16 protein-coding genes are annotated in these 15436 nt (G+C 46.7%); 4 read left to right on the forward strand and 12 right to left on the reverse strand.

Annotated elements, in window-relative coordinates; genetic code table 11:
• The first annotated feature begins 44 nt into the window (after positions 1 to 44).
• A complete protein-coding gene (locus JNN12_05895) occupies positions 45 to 494 on the forward strand; it encodes a hypothetical protein (protein ID MBL7977853.1) in 450 nt (149 codons plus the stop codon).
• Here JNN12_05895 and JNN12_05900 read toward each other — a convergent pair.
• The 11 genes from JNN12_05900 to gyrB form a co-directional block, all read right to left on the reverse strand.
• Positions 491 to 949 (reverse strand): MarR family transcriptional regulator, encoded by a 459-nt coding sequence (locus JNN12_05900; GenBank protein MBL7977854.1) that lies wholly within the window; start codon positions 947 to 949, stop codon positions 491 to 493. The genes JNN12_05895 and JNN12_05900 overlap by 4 nt on opposite strands.
• A gap of 52 nt (positions 950 to 1001) precedes the next feature.
• Positions 1002 to 2105, reverse strand: a complete 1104-nt coding sequence (locus tag JNN12_05905; protein ID MBL7977855.1) for a histidine kinase — start codon at positions 2103 to 2105, stop codon at positions 1002 to 1004.
• Positions 2106 to 2109: 4 nt separating this feature from the next.
• On the reverse strand, positions 2110 to 2799 hold the full coding sequence (locus JNN12_05910) for a response regulator transcription factor (GenBank protein MBL7977856.1): 690 nt from the start codon (positions 2797 to 2799) through the stop codon (positions 2110 to 2112).
• Positions 2800 to 2959: 160 nt separating this feature from the next.
• Positions 2960 to 3568 (reverse strand): Holliday junction branch migration protein RuvA, encoded by a 609-nt coding sequence (gene ruvA, locus JNN12_05915; GenBank protein MBL7977857.1) that lies wholly within the window; start codon positions 3566 to 3568, stop codon positions 2960 to 2962.
• 27 nt (positions 3569 to 3595) lie between these two features.
• On the reverse strand, positions 3596 to 4447 hold the full coding sequence (locus JNN12_05920; GenBank protein MBL7977858.1) for an NTP transferase domain-containing protein: 852 nt from the start codon (positions 4445 to 4447) through the stop codon (positions 3596 to 3598).
• Positions 4448 to 4449: 2 nt separating this feature from the next.
• Positions 4450 to 5199, reverse strand: coding sequence for a 3-oxoacyl-[acyl-carrier-protein] reductase (gene fabG, locus JNN12_05925; GenBank protein ID MBL7977859.1), 750 nt, complete (start codon positions 5197 to 5199; stop codon positions 4450 to 4452).
• 18 nt (positions 5200 to 5217) lie between these two features.
• Positions 5218 to 6447 carry a serine/threonine protein kinase gene (locus tag JNN12_05930; protein MBL7977860.1) on the reverse strand — a complete coding sequence of 410 codons (1230 nt, stop codon included), beginning with the start codon at positions 6445 to 6447 and terminating at the stop codon, positions 5218 to 5220.
• Positions 6448 to 6461: 14 nt separating this feature from the next.
• Positions 6462 to 7028: a sigma-70 family RNA polymerase sigma factor gene (locus JNN12_05935; GenBank protein ID MBL7977861.1), complete on the reverse strand. Its 567-nt coding sequence runs from the start codon at positions 7026 to 7028 to the stop codon at positions 6462 to 6464.
• Between the two features lie 483 nt (positions 7029 to 7511).
• Positions 7512 to 8459 (reverse strand): glycosyltransferase family 2 protein, encoded by a 948-nt coding sequence (locus tag JNN12_05940; GenBank protein ID MBL7977862.1) that lies wholly within the window; start codon positions 8457 to 8459, stop codon positions 7512 to 7514.
• A complete protein-coding gene (locus JNN12_05945) occupies positions 8456 to 9904 on the reverse strand; it encodes an aminotransferase class I/II-fold pyridoxal phosphate-dependent enzyme (protein MBL7977863.1) in 1449 nt (482 codons plus the stop codon). The genes JNN12_05940 and JNN12_05945 overlap by 4 nt, the downstream gene beginning before the upstream one ends.
• Positions 9905 to 9992: 88 nt before the next feature.
• Positions 9993 to 11939 carry a DNA topoisomerase (ATP-hydrolyzing) subunit B gene (gene gyrB, locus JNN12_05950; GenBank protein MBL7977864.1) on the reverse strand — a complete coding sequence of 649 codons (1947 nt, stop codon included), beginning with the start codon at positions 11937 to 11939 and terminating at the stop codon, positions 9993 to 9995.
• Positions 11940 to 12201: 262 nt separating this feature from the next.
• On the opposite strand from gyrB, the gene JNN12_05955 reads away from it, so the two are divergent.
• Positions 12202 to 12660, forward strand: a complete 459-nt coding sequence (locus tag JNN12_05955; GenBank protein MBL7977865.1) for a hypothetical protein — start codon at positions 12202 to 12204, stop codon at positions 12658 to 12660.
• A 173-nt stretch (positions 12661 to 12833) separates the two neighbouring features.
• Here the strand turns inward: JNN12_05955 and JNN12_05960 are convergent, their stop codons facing one another.
• Positions 12834 to 13565 carry an SDR family oxidoreductase gene (locus JNN12_05960; protein MBL7977866.1) on the reverse strand — a complete coding sequence of 244 codons (732 nt, stop codon included), beginning with the start codon at positions 13563 to 13565 and terminating at the stop codon, positions 12834 to 12836.
• A 265-nt stretch (positions 13566 to 13830) separates the two neighbouring features.
• On the opposite strand from JNN12_05960, the gene JNN12_05965 reads away from it, so the two are divergent.
• Complete coding sequence (locus JNN12_05965; protein ID MBL7977867.1) at positions 13831 to 14250, forward strand: OsmC family protein; 420 nt, start codon at positions 13831 to 13833, stop codon at positions 14248 to 14250.
• Positions 14251 to 14254: 4 nt separating this feature from the next.
• A complete protein-coding gene (locus JNN12_05970; protein ID MBL7977868.1) occupies positions 14255 to 15433 on the forward strand; it encodes an aminotransferase class I/II-fold pyridoxal phosphate-dependent enzyme in 1179 nt (392 codons plus the stop codon).
• The last annotated feature ends 3 nt before the right edge of the window (positions 15434 to 15436 follow it).

Genomic DNA, 15436 nt, shown 5'->3' on the forward strand with positions numbered 1-15436 from the left:
GGCGTTTACCAACCGAAAAAACCTATTTTGGGCTTTGATAAACCATGATCATTCTTTCAAAGATTTCCAACATACAGATGAAGCGCCTGAATGCTGCTATTTTAAATGCCCGAACAGGGCAGATTTTATTTTCGCTCCCCTTCTTTCTTTTTGGCGTGAAGCACCTATTGGCTGCGCCGCAGATTGGCGGGATCATGCCTGAATGGGTTCCTTTTGATTTGGCATTGGTGTACTTGACCGGCGTAAGTCAAATTGCAGCCGCCATTAGTATATACATACAAAAATACACCCGCCCAGCCATGACCATGCTGGTTATCTTGCTCTCCCTCTATATTTTCATCATACATTTACCCGGTGTATGGGCGGGTGGAGAAGAAGCTTTTGGATACCTGACCGCGCTTCTTAAAGATTTAGGGCTCGCAGGGGGGGCCATGTTGCTCGGTTCTGGCATTCAGGAACCAGAAGCCGATTCCTCGAAAGCATCCATTCTTTAAAGTGGGGCCCGACGAAGCCGCTCAAGATAATCTATCAATAGTAAGTGCTCGGCATTAGATAAGATACCAGATAAGCGATCAATGATTCGGTCGTGCGGTTCCTGAACAGCTTCTACCAAAGCCCGCCCAGAATCGGTCAAATGAACCTCTACAATGCGCTTATCGTGCTCGGCCCGCTTTCGAAGAATCCACAACTGCTTTTCTAACCGGTCTAATAATCTTGTAACATCCGGTGTCCGGTCAATCAGGTTTTCACCAATCTGAGAAACCGTAACATGCGCTGGATACTGCTTATACAGATACAACAAGACTTTATACTGCGCCAATGTAATCTGATAAGGCGCCAATCCTTTGGTGAGTTCGTTCATCATCCAATTGGCGGTTGCAATTAGATTGTCAATGGCCAATTGTCCAGGGGCGTACAAATCTTGTGCCGAGTATAACATGTCTGGCAAATGCGGAAGTTGTATAAAATATGGGCTTTATCACCCAACGGAACAGTAGCCTTTAGTTTATGCCAGCAGGAGGCATAGAAACCGCCTCTATGCTCAAGGTAATGGGTTGGATGGGTAATAAAAATGAAAAGGTTGAACCTTTACCCAAAGTACTTTCAACATCCAAATGGCTTTTATGGGCCTCGAGGATATGTTTTACAATGGCCAGCCCCAATCCTGTCCCGCCTTGGTCTCGTGAACGGCTTTTGTCCACACGATAAAATCGCTCGGTGATGCGGCCTAAATGCGCTGGTGCAATCCCCAACCCATCATCCGTAACCGAAATATACACATCTTTTGTCCCTACCCTCCGGGCGGTCACTTCAATTCGTCCACCTGAACGGTTATATTTGATGGCATTGGTCAATAAGTTTGCCAATACTTGGCGTATGCGGTCGCGATCGGCTTTTACGAGGCTCAAGTTTTCCGGAATAAAAATGAATAGTTGAACCTCGTTGCGTTCCAGTAACGGCTCCAACTCGTCTGCCACTTCTTGAACCAGTAATTTAAGTTCAAATGAATGGATATTCATCTTCAACTCGCCTGTCTCAATCATCGAGATGGCCGCAAGGTCTTCAACAAGGTTGTTCAGCCGTTCGGCATTACGCAAGATTTTTTCTACAAAGGCATGATTTACAGACTCGTCTTCGAGAGCACCGTCCAGTAAAGTTTCTGCGAACCCCTGAACCGCAAAAATAGGCGTTTTCAGTTCATGCGAAACATCGCCCAAAAACTCACGCCGATAATTTTCCAGTTGCTTTAGTCGGTTAATCTCTGTTTGCATGGTATGACCAATCCGGTAAACTTGCCGAACGAGTTCATCTAAGGCATCTCCATGTGGGGGTTTGGTGCTGTCTATACCTTCAAAATTACGCTTACGAATCCTTCGGAGGGTTGAATGGGCTAATTCAATTCGGCTGGTGAGAAAAAAACGTGCCGCAAAATACGAGGCCAATCCCATCGCCGGTATAGACAAGAGGATTAGTAGTTGGAAACTAATGACCTCGCGAACAAGATAACCCACAGCCACCAATGTGGCCATTAGTGCCGCCGCTATAAAGGCCATTTTCAAGGCCAACTCGTCTATGGGAAATTTCGTCCGGCCTGTTTCGGGCATAAAGCTATTGTTTAAACCGATATCCAACCCCTTTTACCGTCTCTATATATTCTTCGCCCAGTTTTTCACGAATTTTGCGCACATGCACATCCACCGTCCGATCCACCACAAACACTTCGCTCCCCCAAACTTGGTTCAGAATTTCCTGTCGGGAATAAACTTTTCCGGGATGTGTTATCAGAAAATACAACAACTCAAATTCTTTTCTGGGCAGGCGGATTTCTTCTTCGCGCCTCCCTTCTACGGTACGGAGTACCAGATACCGCTCCCGATCCACCCGAATATCAAACATGGAGGCCACTTCAATTTCGGGTGCGGCTTCGGGTTGGGTTCTTCTCAAGAGCGTGCGCAGTCTGCTTATAAAGAGGTGTGTTGAAACGGGTTTAGGCAAATAATCGTCCGCGCCCGCTTCCAACCCCAAGATTTCGTCATTTTCTGTGGTTCTGGCCGTAAGCATAAGAATAGGAATCTGTGCAAAAGCCATATCATTTCGAATTCTTTTGCATGTTTCTACGCCATCCATACGAGGCATCATTACATCCAACACAACCAGATCTGGGCGGGTTTCACGTAATTTTTGCAAGGCTTCTTGGCCATCCTCGGCCCAGAATACTTCAAAGCCTTCGCGCTCTAAGCGGTAACGCAACAACTGGAGAAGGTCAGGCTCGTCGTCAACCAATAAAATGCGGGGCATAGTAGCAAGTATATTCGGCTCCAAAGAGCAAGTACAAGGTTTGGATTTTCGCCGTAGGTACATTGGGTACGCTTTTGGACGGATTGTGCCCTTGGTCGTACCTCCGACATCGGCTTCATCCCAAAGTACAATGAAGCGCCGCCATATCCAACTGATTCAGTTAACCATTTTCTCGCAAAGCCAGCCGGATGAGTTCTTGTGCCGAAGTCAATTCCGGATGCGCTCGAAGTACCACCCGCAATTTCTTTTCGGCAAGGGCACGGGAAAGCCCCAATGCCTCTAATGCAGCCAGTGCGTCTGCTCGTGCGGCTGTCTTTTCGGGCGAAGCACTTGGCAAAGAAGTAGTTGCGGGCAGGTCTAAAGCAGCAAATTTATCTTTTAGCTCAACAATCATTCGCTCGGCTGTTTTTTTTCCCACACCCGGAATTTTGGTCAGTAGTCCTGCATCACCCGATAGCATGGCTTCTTGCAGTTCGCCCGGATTCATGGCCGAAAGTACCGCCAACCCCATTTTAGGCCCAATGCCAGAAACGCTGATCAATCGCTCAAAAACAGAACGTTCGCTTTCGGTAGCAAAGCCATAGAGCGCAACGGTATCGGTATTATTATTGATGTAATAATGAATAAAAAGCCGAGTCACCTGCCCCGTTTCCGGAAGCTTCTGAAAAGAAGAGGCCGGAATCAGCACACGATAACCCACACCCTGAATATCAACAATTGCTTCTGTAGGTTTTTTGACCACCAGCAATCCATTTAAATATGTAATCATTTTTATTTAAAAAGCAAGTTGGGCAAGTTATTCATAATACTGTGTCAATTTTTCCCGTACCACCATCAAATCTTCCATTCCGGTTAAGTCTGGAACAGGCTCAGCCACCAAAATCGTCTGGACAGATTTGGGGTGTGTTTGTGCAAGCAGCCGGATTGCGGCAGGTAGTTCTTTTTCGTTGCGCGTGGGGCTATATGGGACCTTTGTGAGGAAGGGTAAAACGTCGGGTGCAAATAAAGCATAGGCGTTCATGCTCACCCCAAACCCAGCTTCTCGGTATGCTTGCGCCGCCTCTTCATCCGGTTTTTCTATCAAATCGGTCAGATACCCTTCCGAGTCCGTTTTAATGATGGCCAAATTCCGATAGCGGTCTTCTGGCAACCCCAAAGCCTCGAAGGTATAAGCAGGCAGAACCTGCGGGTAGGGCGAATTAGCCAAAAGATACAAAACTTTACGGGAGTACAGATTATCGGCATTGCAGACCAAAAACCGTTCCGTTTGCCAGTCGGGTGTTTGCACTAATGCCTGCAAGACTGCATCGGCGGTTCCCGAAGGCTTTATTCTTTCGGGGGCGATGTATTGAATTGCAAACCGGAAAATCAACCCTGCAAATCGGCCCTCTGTTTGCATCGAACGGATATGGGGCTGTGTAACCATGTCCATTGGATTGAGGACCAGTAAAACCTCTTGAATGCCCGCCGCTGCAACTTCTGCTAACAGAAATTCCAGGAAAGGACGTCCATCCACACCCACACCAATCATACTCTTCGGACGTAAGCGGGCTTGCTCAATCAGTTCAGGCGGAATATTGCCCCCAGCAGGTATTTTTTTCATCCTGCTCGACATTCCCGCCGCCATGATCATTAGTCGTGTGGTCATGGTTACATTGCCATGCCACCATCAACATGTAGCACATGACCCGTAATATAACGGGAAGCATCCGAGGCAAGAAACAATACTGCGGCGGCAATATCATCCGGCTTACCCAACGCACCCAGCGGAATGCTTTTTAACAGGGCTTCTTTCACCTGGTCTCCCAGCACATGCGTCATATCGGTTTCAATGAAGCCTGGTGCAATCACATTTACCCGTACATGCCGCCCGCCTAATTCTTTCGCCATGCTCTTGGAAAACCCAATGATTCCGGCTTTTGAGGCAGCATAATTGGCCTGTCCAGCATTTCCCATCACCCCAACCACCGACGACAGATTGATGATGCTGCCGGATCGTTGCTTCATCATGGGCCGATAAGCGGCTTTTGTAAAATTGAAAATACTTTTCAGATTGGTGGTCAGTACCACATCCCAATCGGCTTCGCTCATGCGTAACAACAAATTATCTTTGGTAATCCCTGCATTATTCACCAAGACGTCCAACCGCCCCCAAGTCTTCACCATTTCATTCACTACCTGTTCCGAAGCTGCCAAATCTGCCGCATCACTTTGGTATGCAAGAACTTGCCCCCCCTGCTCGCGGAGTGTCTCACAAAGGGCATCTGCCTCGCTTGTAGCAGAACGATACGTAAAGGCGGTTTTGGCGCCAGCAGCCACACATGCCTCAACGATTGAGCGGCCAATGCCGCGCGATCCACCTGTTATCAAAACAACTTTTCCTGAAAGATCTAATTGCATGAATTTATTTTTTGGTTATTAGGATCCTTTTCGCAAGATTTTTTTCCAAAAACCACCCGACTGTTCTCGCAAAGGCTCACCCCGAAGGTGTTTCCAGATGTCTTCTGCAAAGGCTTCGGCTGTTTTGTACCGATCTTCCGGCTTTTTCTCCAGAGCTTTGTTCAGAATAAATTCCAGATCACCTGTCAGCCGATGTTTTAGGCGTTCCACGGTCGTTCTACGGCTTTTGGTAATTTCTTCGGGTGAAAGTACGATTGTTTGCTTACGCCCTTGGTCTAACTTCACCACTTTCTCAATCACCGAACTTGGCCTTGTGGGTGGTTCCTCCAAAATAATCCGGGCCATCTCAAATTTAGAGACCACCTTTCCCAAACTATAAGGGCGGTGACCTGTGATGAGTTCGTAGAGCAATACCCCAAGTTGATATACATCCGCCGCCGGACTAATTTCTCGTCCAGCGATTTGCTCCGGACTGGCATATTCTGGGGTCAACAGCCGTAGTTCGGTCTGGGTTACAGAAAAAGAAAGGTTATATCGTTTAGGGTCCAAGACCTTTGCAATGCCAAAATCCAATAATTTGACTTCACCCAAATCATTAATCAAAATATTCCCAGGCTTCAGGTCTCGGTGGATCACTTGGTTCTGATGCGCAAACCCGACTGCCTCCAACACGGGTAGAAATACCTGCAACCGCTCGTCCACCCGAAGCCGTAGGTCGTCACAATGTGTATTGATCGGTTTACCCTTAATATATTCCATCACAAAAAAAGGCTGACCTTCTGCTGTCACCCCTGCATCAATAAGACGTGCAATATTTGGATGGTTTAGCGCACCCAAGACAGTGCGTTCTGTTCTAAAACGACGGATCATATGATCCGTGTCCATCCCACGACGTACAATTTTCAGGGCAACCCGCCTGGTTACTGCCCCGTGTTCTTCGGCCAAAAAAACGGCCCCCATCCCCCCATGCCCAAGCAATTTCTGAACAAAATATCGTCCAATCTGACGCCCCACCCAGTCTTTCCCTTCCAACTCCGTTTCCAACTGCCCCAATAGTGGTTCAAAAAACTCGGAACCAGATTCACCAAATGCGTCGTGCGCCTGAGAAGCCACCTGTAATAAATTAAACACTTCGGTATAAAGTACCTCGTTACCCACACAAGCCTTTCTCAACCATTCTGCCCGTATATGGTTGGGTTGTTCGAGTGCTTCCATAAATAAGTCTTGTATCCGTTCCAGATCTTGCATTGGCCCAATTTGGCTTATTGGTCTTCGGTCATGTGCTGATAGAGCCATGTCCGGGCAAATTGCCAGTCACGCTTTACGGTTGGAACCGATACACCCAGTACCGTTCCCACTTCTTCATTGGTTAGACCGCCAAAAAATTTATATTCCACCACCTTAGACATTCGTTCGTTTACGGAAGCCAATTTCTCTAATGCCTGATCAAGATTGAGCAATTCTTGTGCACGGTCTTCAACAGCAATGTTCACATCATCCAAACTGAGGGCCACATTGGCGCCACCACGTTTTGCAGCACTGCGCGAGCGGGCATAATCTACCAGAATATGCCGCATGGCCACACTGGAAAGGGCAAAAAAATGACTCCGGTCATTAATATGAGACTGCGACTGGTCTATGAGCTTCATATAAGCCTCGTGAACGAGCGCCGTCGTATTAAGCGTTTCGCCCATCCGGTTACGGGCAAGACGGTGATGAGCAATGGCACGAAGTTCATCATAAACCAATGGAAAAACTTCATTTAGCGCTTTCTGATCGCCTTCGCTGATTTGTTTGAGCAATTGCGTCAGGTTTTTGTTCTGAGCCATGAGATTCGGAGTGGCTATTGCCAGATTATGATATTGTGATAGGTAAACCGTTTTTGAAAGGTAAGACAAAAAACGGCCTGTACAAGTTCATTAAAAAAGTTTTTGTTCCTATGATCCTTTTTTACCGCCTGCTTCGTTTATGTGTCTGAAAGCGAAAAAGTTCTTGCGTGCGCGAGGTTGTTTCTCCATCTTTGGCACATGGCGAAATACATTTCCTCGCAAATTGGCTGGTAAACCGTAGGGCAATCATTTCTAACACGAACTTCTCTATACCAAACCGCAGCCTACGCGCACGCAAGTTCAATGATAGATCAATATTCTTTGTATAAGGTCAGCCTCGCCAAAAAAGCGGGGCTACCTTTTTTGATTTAATCCCTATTCAGACGCCGAGGGATCAACATAACGAAGAGGTTTTCGGGTAAAACGGACAAATAAAGCCGAAACCCTGTACAGCTATAGAGCCTTTCAGCCGTTGGGCACCCTTTAATCTGAAGTGGATGTTTCTTCTCGAATTTGATATTGCTCATTCCCTTCGAGCGTGGGTTTAAGCAGCATTTCCCCCAAGAGTCCGGTCATGAAAGACTGCGCCCCCAACAGCATCAATAACATGGCCAGCATCAGCAAAGGACGGTCTCCGATAGGTTGAAGCCAAAATATTTTTTCAACACTGAGCCAAGCCCCAATCAGAAAACCAATAAAAAAGGCAAGCAAGCCAAGCCCTCCAAAAAAATGCATCGGGCGTATTGCAAATCGTGTAAGAAAAGACAGGGTGATCAAATCCAAAAATCCTCTGAGGCCACGTTCCCAGCCAAATTTGGTGTGCCCAAATTTCCTTGCCCGATGATTAACCACTTTTTCACCAATTCTGGTAAACCCTTCCCATTTTGCCAGTAAGGGTATATACCGATGTAGCTCGCCATATACTTTAACCATTTTCACCACTTCAACCCGATATGCCTTTAATCCACAATTAAAATCATGCAACGGAATACCCGAAACCAAACGGGTTCCGTAGTTATACAGCTTACTTGGTATTGTTTTTCCCAAGGGATCGTTACGCTTTTTTTTCCAACCACTAACCAAATCCAAACCATTTTCTAACATTTGAATCATTTCCGGAACTTCGGCAGGATCGTCCTGTAAATCCGCATCCATTGTTACAACATAGTTCCCTGTTGCTCGTGCAAAACCAACTGACAAAGCCGCACTCTTGCCATAATTGCGTGCAAACCGAACCCCTTTAAATCGGGCGTCCTTTGATTGTAACTGAGAGATAACTGCCCAAGAATCGTCTTTCGAGCCGTCATCTATGATCCAAGCTTCAAAATGAAGTTTATTCGTTTCACAGACGGATCGGATTTGATCCACCAATTCTGGCAGGGATTCCGCTTCGTCTTTTGCAGGAATCACGATAGATACATGAGGCTTCATACCGTTGAGGGATGATGGACGGGGCCGATTTCGGAGGCCACTCGCTGTATTTCCAAAAGGAGCGCTTTCAGGTCTTCCTCGGTGGTTTCGGGGTGCATCAGTGTAAGCCGGAGCCAAAACTGTTTTTTGACCGTAGTTTGAACCAAGTAAAAAGCACCAGATTCAATGATCCTCTTTCGAATTTCCCGATTGAGGGCTTCAATATCTTGGGGCAAAACACGATCAGGCGCATACCTAAAACATACAATATTGGTTTCTGGTTGTGTGCAAAGCCTAAAATCTGGATTTTCCTGTACCAACCCGGCAAATTGTTGTGCCAAGTAATGGAGTTTTTCCACCTGTTGGGAAAAAAAGGTGGTTCCATAACGCTGATACAAAACATATGCCCTCAGCACCATCATATTTTTAGTGCATTCCAAAGTCCGTCTTCCTAAGTTAAACCACTCTGGGGACTGGGTTTGCTCCAACAAATAATCGGCCCGTTGTGCAAAAGTACGAAAAGCATCTGCTCCCTTTCGATAGACCAAGGCCGTCGTGAGACCGGGAGTACCCAAGAGTTTATGAAAATCCATCACCACCGAGTCTGCACGTTCAATCCCCCTCAAAAGTGGTTTGTATTGATCCGAAAAAGCCACCGCAGCGCCGTGTGCGCCATCTACATGAAACCATAACTCGTGTTTTTCTGCAAAATCGGCCAATTCATTTAACGGATCGAAGGAGCCAGTAGAAGTACTGCCTGCGCTTCCCACCAGTGCGATCACTTTCTTACCAGAAGCGAGCGCTTCTTCGTAAGCCGAACGCAAAGAAGCCGTCTTCATTTGCATCCGGCCATTGGTTGGAATACGGATAATACCAGCACTCCCCCAGCCCATAATCCGGACCGCACGATCCACACAATAATGGGCTTCCTCCGAGACCAACAAGGCAAGAGGTTCTTTTGCGCCCTCCTCCCACACATCCCAAGGTATTTTTACCGCACGGGCTGTTAGGAGCGCCGTTAGGTTTGCAAGAGTCCCGCCAGATGTCAAAAATCCACCCGCCTGAGGACTAAAACCTAACGCTTGTGCCAAAACTTCTATGAGAATTTGCTCTTGTGCAGTAGAAACAGCACCCATCTCGTAAACAGACATACCGTTGTTCAAAACAGCCCCTACCAAGGCAGATAAAGCCGCTTCATTTGCCACTACAGCTGTTTGATGGCCCATATATCGGGGATGATGGAGATGTATCGAGCGTGCAACAACGGCTTTCCAATAGGCCAGATTATCCTCAAAACAGGCTGTTTTCCAAAATGCCACCTCTTCATCAGGAGCTGTAAAAGGCAAGACCACCTCTTTTTGTTGCCCTACGTCTGTCAAATAGTCTGCCAGGAGGTCTATGAGGGCATGACCTTGCTTTCTAAACTGCTCCGGATGAAACCCGTCTTGTTGTTGGCGTGATTGCATGGTGCTGTATCAAAAAATCCGCATGACGATCATTCAACCATGCGGATTTTGTGTATCGTTCCTTTAGAAAACAGCAACAACGAGAGGCTCACACATCAATCGTGGCATAACGTGCATTGCGTTCGATAAATTTCCGTCGAGGCTCCACCGCATCCCCCATTAAGGTCGAAAAGATGCGATCTGCCGCCGCTGCGTCATCTATCGTAACGACCTGCATGGTTCGGTTTTCTGGATTCATGGTTGTTTCCCAAAGTTGTTCGGGGTTCATTTCTCCCAAACCTTTATAGCGTTGGACTACCGAGCCATTACCAAATTCACGGACAGACTCCCGCATCTGGTCTTCCGTCCAAGCATAGCGTTCTTGCTGACCCCGCTTAATTTTATACAGGGGCGGAAGTGCTATGTACAAGTTTCCATTTTCTATGATTGGGCGCATAAACCGGAAAAACAACGTAAGCAAGAGCGTCCGGATATGTGAGCCATCAACATCAGCGTCTGTCATAATGACAATGGTATGATACCGTAGTTTGCTAATGTCGAATTCTTCGCTCCCTACACCAATCCCCGTTCCAAGTGCCGTAATGATGTTTTTAATCTCATCATTTTCCAAAATCTTATCTATCTGGGCTTTTTCCACATTTAGGATTTTACCTTTAAGAGGCAAAATCGCTTGAAAATGTCGGTCTCGGCCCTGCTTGGCAGACCCACCAGCAGAATCACCTTCCACAACATACAATTCACTTTCTTTCGGATCTTTGGAGGCACAATCGGCCAATTTTCCGGGAAGCCCCCCCCCTCCAAAAGCGGATTTGCGCTGAATCAACTCACGGGCTTTTCGTGCGGCCGTTCTGGCAGTGGCTGCAAGTACCACTTTGTTCACAATCTGACGCGATTCTTTTGGGTGATCGTCTAACCATTCTTTTAGCTTCGCCGCCACAAGGCTTGATACCGTTCCTTCAACGTCCGAGTTGCCGAGTTTGGTTTTGGTCTGACCTTCGAACTGAGGCTCCGGTACTTTTACCGAGATTACGGCTGTAAGTCCCTCCCGAAAGTCATCTCCAGACACGGTCACCTTCACGTTCTTCAACAATCCGTTGTCTTCGGCATATTGCTTTACGATTCTGGTTAGTGCCCGCCGAAAGCCAGATACGTGCGTCCCCCCTTCATGGGTATTGATATTATTGACAAAGGAAAGAACGTTTTCGGCATATCCGGTATTGTATGTCATGGCCACTTCTACAGGAACACCATTTTGCTCACCCTCAATATAGATTGGTTCATCAATGATGCTGGTCCGGGCTTCATCCAAAAATTTAGCAAAGGCCACAATCCCACCCTCAAAATGAAAAGACTCGGACTTAAGCGTTTCATCTTCTTCCCGCAAATCACTTATGGAAATACGAATATTTCGGTTCAGATAGGCCAGTTCCCGCATCCGGTCTGCGAGTGTGTCGTAACGGTATTCCGTCACCATGAAGATGCTCTCATCCGGCCAAAAATGCACCGTTGTTCCAGAACGTTCTCCGGGGGCCATTTCTCCCACTACTTCAACCGCAGAAGTAGGATTGCCATATGCAAAGGTTTGACGATGAACCTTACCATCGCGCCGAACCGTTGCAACCAATTTTTTAGACAAGGCATTGACACACGAAACCCCTACACCATGCAGGCCGCCAGATACTTTATAGGTGTTTTTATCAAATTTTCCTCCTGCATGAAGAACCGTCATTACAACTTCGAGGGCAGAACGCCCTTCGGTGGGATGCATCCCTACCGGAATCCCACGGCCATTATCCACCACAGAAACCGAATTATCTTCGTGTATTGTCACCTGAATAGAATCGCAGTGGCCCGCAAGCGCCTCATCAATCGAGTTATCCACTACTTCATAGACCAGATGATGCAACCCGCGGAATCCTACATCGCCAATATACATTGCTGGCCGCTTACGAACAGCCTCCAACCCCTCCAACACCTGGATATTAGAGGCTCCGTAATCATTCAGCCCTGCTTGTGCTATCGGTTCATTTTCCATACGTATCGAGCTTATTTCGTGGTTATTTTATAGCTTGGTAAAATACAACACAACGACTATGTCTCCCAATGATTTTATCGTGTGTTGAAAATGAGGTACAGGCATGCCTTCTTCCAATCTTTACCATAATGAACCAACGTCATTTACCAGAAGAAGCGCCGGAATACATTTTTACACTTCGTAAAAGTTGGGACTTTTTTTTTAGTATCCTTTCGTATCTTAAGCCATTACGAAAACGCCAACCCTCATCGCCATAAACATTATGCCGGATTATCGCACGTTTTTGGAACTATTGCCCCTCATCTCGCCGTTGTTACCAACAATTATAGTCTTGGGTGGCTTGTACCTGGCGCTTAGGGCCTTTAAAAGGCATAGCCAAACGACACATTCTATCATCCTTGCCCAACGGTATGACGACATCTGGCAGGCAGCGATTGATAGCCAAGGCGAATTTGCCCGACTTCGGTTAAATGACCCGGTGCAGCCAATCAACGCTTCTGTACGTGTTGCGGCGTTGCGTTACCTCAATTTGGTTTGTGAACAGCAACAACTGATCCGACAAAAAAACCTTCCCGCCTCGTATTGGCGTTCTATTCAACGAGAAACACACCGAACGCTTAGAAGTACCCTTTTTAAGCAATTGTGGCCAGAATTAGCCATTCATTTTACCGCCTACCCTTGGTTTATTCAATTCGTGGATGCCATCCAATCCGGAAAATAATTTTTCAAGCCAGAGGACATAAAACGGCGCTCTCATGGCCCTAATCGGGTAAATCAAGTTCAATAGTTTGCCCTGATAAATGCCTTTCATCAAATCATTGCGCAACTTGGGTTATTGAATCTGGTGCGGATATGATACGCTATAGGTGGCGGTGTGGCTTGGCAACGAAAACGCTACACGCCCCCTTTCGGACGAAGCGGTCGTAACACGATCTCCGAAATAAGGTAATTATCCGTTGTTTGTAAAAGATGCAAGATCGTCTGTGCGATTTCCTCGGGGTGCATTTTTTGGCTGGAGCCGGAAGGGAAGCCCGTATTTTTGAAAAATGCAGTTTCGATAGACCCCGGATAGACACACGTCACCTTGATTCCATCGTTTCTTAATTCCAGCATAAGCGAATCCGAAAAGCCACGAAGACCAAACTTGGTGGCATTATAGATTCCGATATTAGGGTTTCCGACAAGCCCTGCAACGGATGCAATATTGATAATATGCCCGCCAAAACCAGTCTGGGCATTCTGCCGCTTCATGTGCGGAACCACGGCCCGTGTACACAAAAATACCCCTTTCAGATTGGTATCTACTTGCACCTCCCAATCTTCATCAGTCATCTGCTCTATCGCCCCGAACTTTCCCAACCCTGCATTATTGATTAAAATGTCTATCTGGTCTCCAGATTGCAAAAAAACCTGCTCCATAGCACCTTTAACCGATTCCGACGAACGAACATCACACACAATTGGGCGAAATGAGTCGCCTATTTTTTCTTTAAGGCGCATTAAATCTTCCTCATTCCGTCCGAGTCCAAAAACAGTTGTACCAGCCGCAGCCAGTACGTCAGAAATGGCCGCTCCAAGCCCACGACTTGCGCCTGTTACGATGGCATAGCGATTTTGTATATTCATATCAGATCAAATTGTCTTGGTGTCAGAATGATTTTGCACCTTAATTTTAAGGTATTACAGAAACGTGTCTTATTTTTTTAGGACATCGAATGATTTATCAGAGGATCCGTATGCGTTGTTTTACGAAACTGTGACGGATTCTTTTGCACCCTCGTTTCCTGCTCCTTCTCTTCTGTATCTTAAGGGAATGATGGCTTAGACGTTTGCCACGGGATGATTCCGAACGGAGTCTGCAATTTAGTAAATTAGAATACTTTTCTACAACATGAAAATCGAAATCAATCGTCTTGACGATGCGTTTTTGCTTCAGTCCGTAAACGAAACAGGCAAGACCATCTTGACCGACGCAAACCCCGAAATTGGTGGAGGTGATCAAGCCTTTCGCCCGATGCAACTTTTGTTGGCCGCCGCTGGTTCTTGTAGCGCTATAGACATCATCCTCATTCTAAAAAAACAGCGCCAGCGTTTGGACGACATCAAGGTGACCATAGAGGGGCACCGAGAACCACTTGGCGAGGCCAATATCTTCCGAAAAATCCACTTACACTACCGCTTTTGGGGAAGTGTGGATGCCCCTAAAGCCGAAAAAGCCATCCAGCTTTCTATGGAAAAATATTGTTCCGTAGTCAAAACCTTAGAACCCACAGCCCATATTACAACGTCTTTCGAGATTACACCTACCTAAAACCATGTCTCATTTTGAAACTAAAGCGATTCGTACCCAAACAAATCGCAGCCAACACCGTGAGCACAGTGTGCCCATTTTTGCAACCAGCAGTTTTCTTTTTGATGACGCAGAAATGGCCCGTGCGCTATTTGCTGAAGAAGTAGAAGGCAATATTTATTCGCGATATTCCAACCCAAATACCAATGAATTCATTGAAAAAATGTGCTTGCTTGAGGGCACCGAAGCGGGCATCGCCACGGCATCGGGGATGGCAGCCATGTTCATGAGCATGGCCGCTTTTTTGGGTTCTGGAGATCATATCGTGGCCTCACGTTCATTGTTTGGATCCACTTATCAGCTATTAACAAAGTTGTTTCCACGCTGGGGCATCACACATACATTCGTGGACATCACGGCGCCACCAACCGTTTGGGAGGCCGCAATACAGCCTGAGACCAAAATGATTTTTGTGGAGACCCCTTCAAATCCGGGCTTGGATTTATTGGACTTGGCATTTTTGGGGCAGTTGGCACACACCAAAGGGATTATCCTAAATGTAGATAATTGTTTTGCAACACCTTATGTACAAAATCCTGCCGCATATGGTGCGCACTTGGTCACCCATTCTGCCACTAAATTAATTGACGGGCAAGGACGTGTACTGGGTGGTTGCATTCTTGGCAAAAAAGAATTGATTCAAGAGGTCTTGTTTTTATCCCGCCATACGGGTCCGGCCATGTCTCCATTTAATGGCTGGATTTTATCCAAGAGCTTAGAAACCTTGGCAATCCGTGTAGAACGACACGGCAAAAATGCACACCAACTGGCTCATTGGTTAGAGCAACAAGATGGGATTAAAAAAGTTAAGTACCCATTTTTGGCCTCACATCCACAATATGAACTTGCACAAAAACAAATGCGATTGGGTGGGGCGATGCTCACTTTAGAGCTAAAAGGAGGTCTTGAACAGGCACAAAAGTTCATGGATGCGCTCAGCATGATTTCCTTATCCTCCAATCTGGGCGATACCCGCACCATCGCCACCCACCCAATGACCACAACCCACTCAAAACTTTCAGAAGCAGAACGGCTTGCGGTTGGAATTTCTCCGGGGCTTATCCGAATTTCTGTGGGCTTAGAGCATGTAGAAGACATTCAAGCAGATTTGGCACAAGCACTTAACGCATCCTGCTTAGCATAATTG

The sequence above is a fragment of the Bacteroidetes Order II. bacterium genome (genome assembly GCA_016788705.1).
Taxonomy (GTDB): Bacteria; Bacteroidota; Rhodothermia; order Rhodothermales; family UBA2364; genus UBA2364.

What these genes read in the sequence shown, in the direction of transcription:
- JNN12_05895 (MBL7977853.1), top strand. Translation starts at nt 45, where the DNA reads ATGATCATTCTTTCAAAGATTTCCAACATACAGATGAAGCGCCTGAAT.
- JNN12_05905 (MBL7977855.1), bottom strand. Translation starts at nt 2,105, where the DNA reads ATGCCCGAAACAGGCCGGACGAAATTTCCCATAGACGAGTTGGCCTTG.
- JNN12_05910 (MBL7977856.1), bottom strand. Translation starts at nt 2,799, where the DNA reads ATGCCCCGCATTTTATTGGTTGACGACGAGCCTGACCTTCTCCAGTTG.
- ruvA (MBL7977857.1), bottom strand. Translation starts at nt 3,568, where the DNA reads ATGATTACATATTTAAATGGATTGCTGGTGGTCAAAAAACCTACAGAA.
- JNN12_05920 (MBL7977858.1), bottom strand. Translation starts at nt 4,447, where the DNA reads ATGACCACACGACTAATGATCATGGCGGCGGGAATGTCGAGCAGGATG.
- fabG (MBL7977859.1), bottom strand. Translation starts at nt 5,199, where the DNA reads ATGCAATTAGATCTTTCAGGAAAAGTTGTTTTGATAACAGGTGGATCG.
- JNN12_05930 (MBL7977860.1), bottom strand. Translation starts at nt 6,447, where the DNA reads ATGCAAGATCTGGAACGGATACAAGACTTATTTATGGAAGCACTCGAA.
- JNN12_05935 (MBL7977861.1), bottom strand. Translation starts at nt 7,028, where the DNA reads ATGGCTCAGAACAAAAACCTGACGCAATTGCTCAAACAAATCAGCGAA.
- JNN12_05940 (MBL7977862.1), bottom strand. Translation starts at nt 8,459, where the DNA reads ATGAAGCCTCATGTATCTATCGTGATTCCTGCAAAAGACGAAGCGGAA.
- JNN12_05945 (MBL7977863.1), bottom strand. Translation starts at nt 9,904, where the DNA reads ATGCAATCACGCCAACAACAAGACGGGTTTCATCCGGAGCAGTTTAGA.
- gyrB (MBL7977864.1), bottom strand. Translation starts at nt 11,939, where the DNA reads ATGGAAAATGAACCGATAGCACAAGCAGGGCTGAATGATTACGGAGCC.
- JNN12_05955 (MBL7977865.1), top strand. Translation starts at nt 12,202, where the DNA reads ATGCCGGATTATCGCACGTTTTTGGAACTATTGCCCCTCATCTCGCCG.
- JNN12_05960 (MBL7977866.1), bottom strand. Translation starts at nt 13,565, where the DNA reads ATGAATATACAAAATCGCTATGCCATCGTAACAGGCGCAAGTCGTGGG.
- JNN12_05965 (MBL7977867.1), top strand. Translation starts at nt 13,831, where the DNA reads ATGAAAATCGAAATCAATCGTCTTGACGATGCGTTTTTGCTTCAGTCC.
- JNN12_05970 (MBL7977868.1), top strand. Translation starts at nt 14,255, where the DNA reads ATGTCTCATTTTGAAACTAAAGCGATTCGTACCCAAACAAATCGCAGC.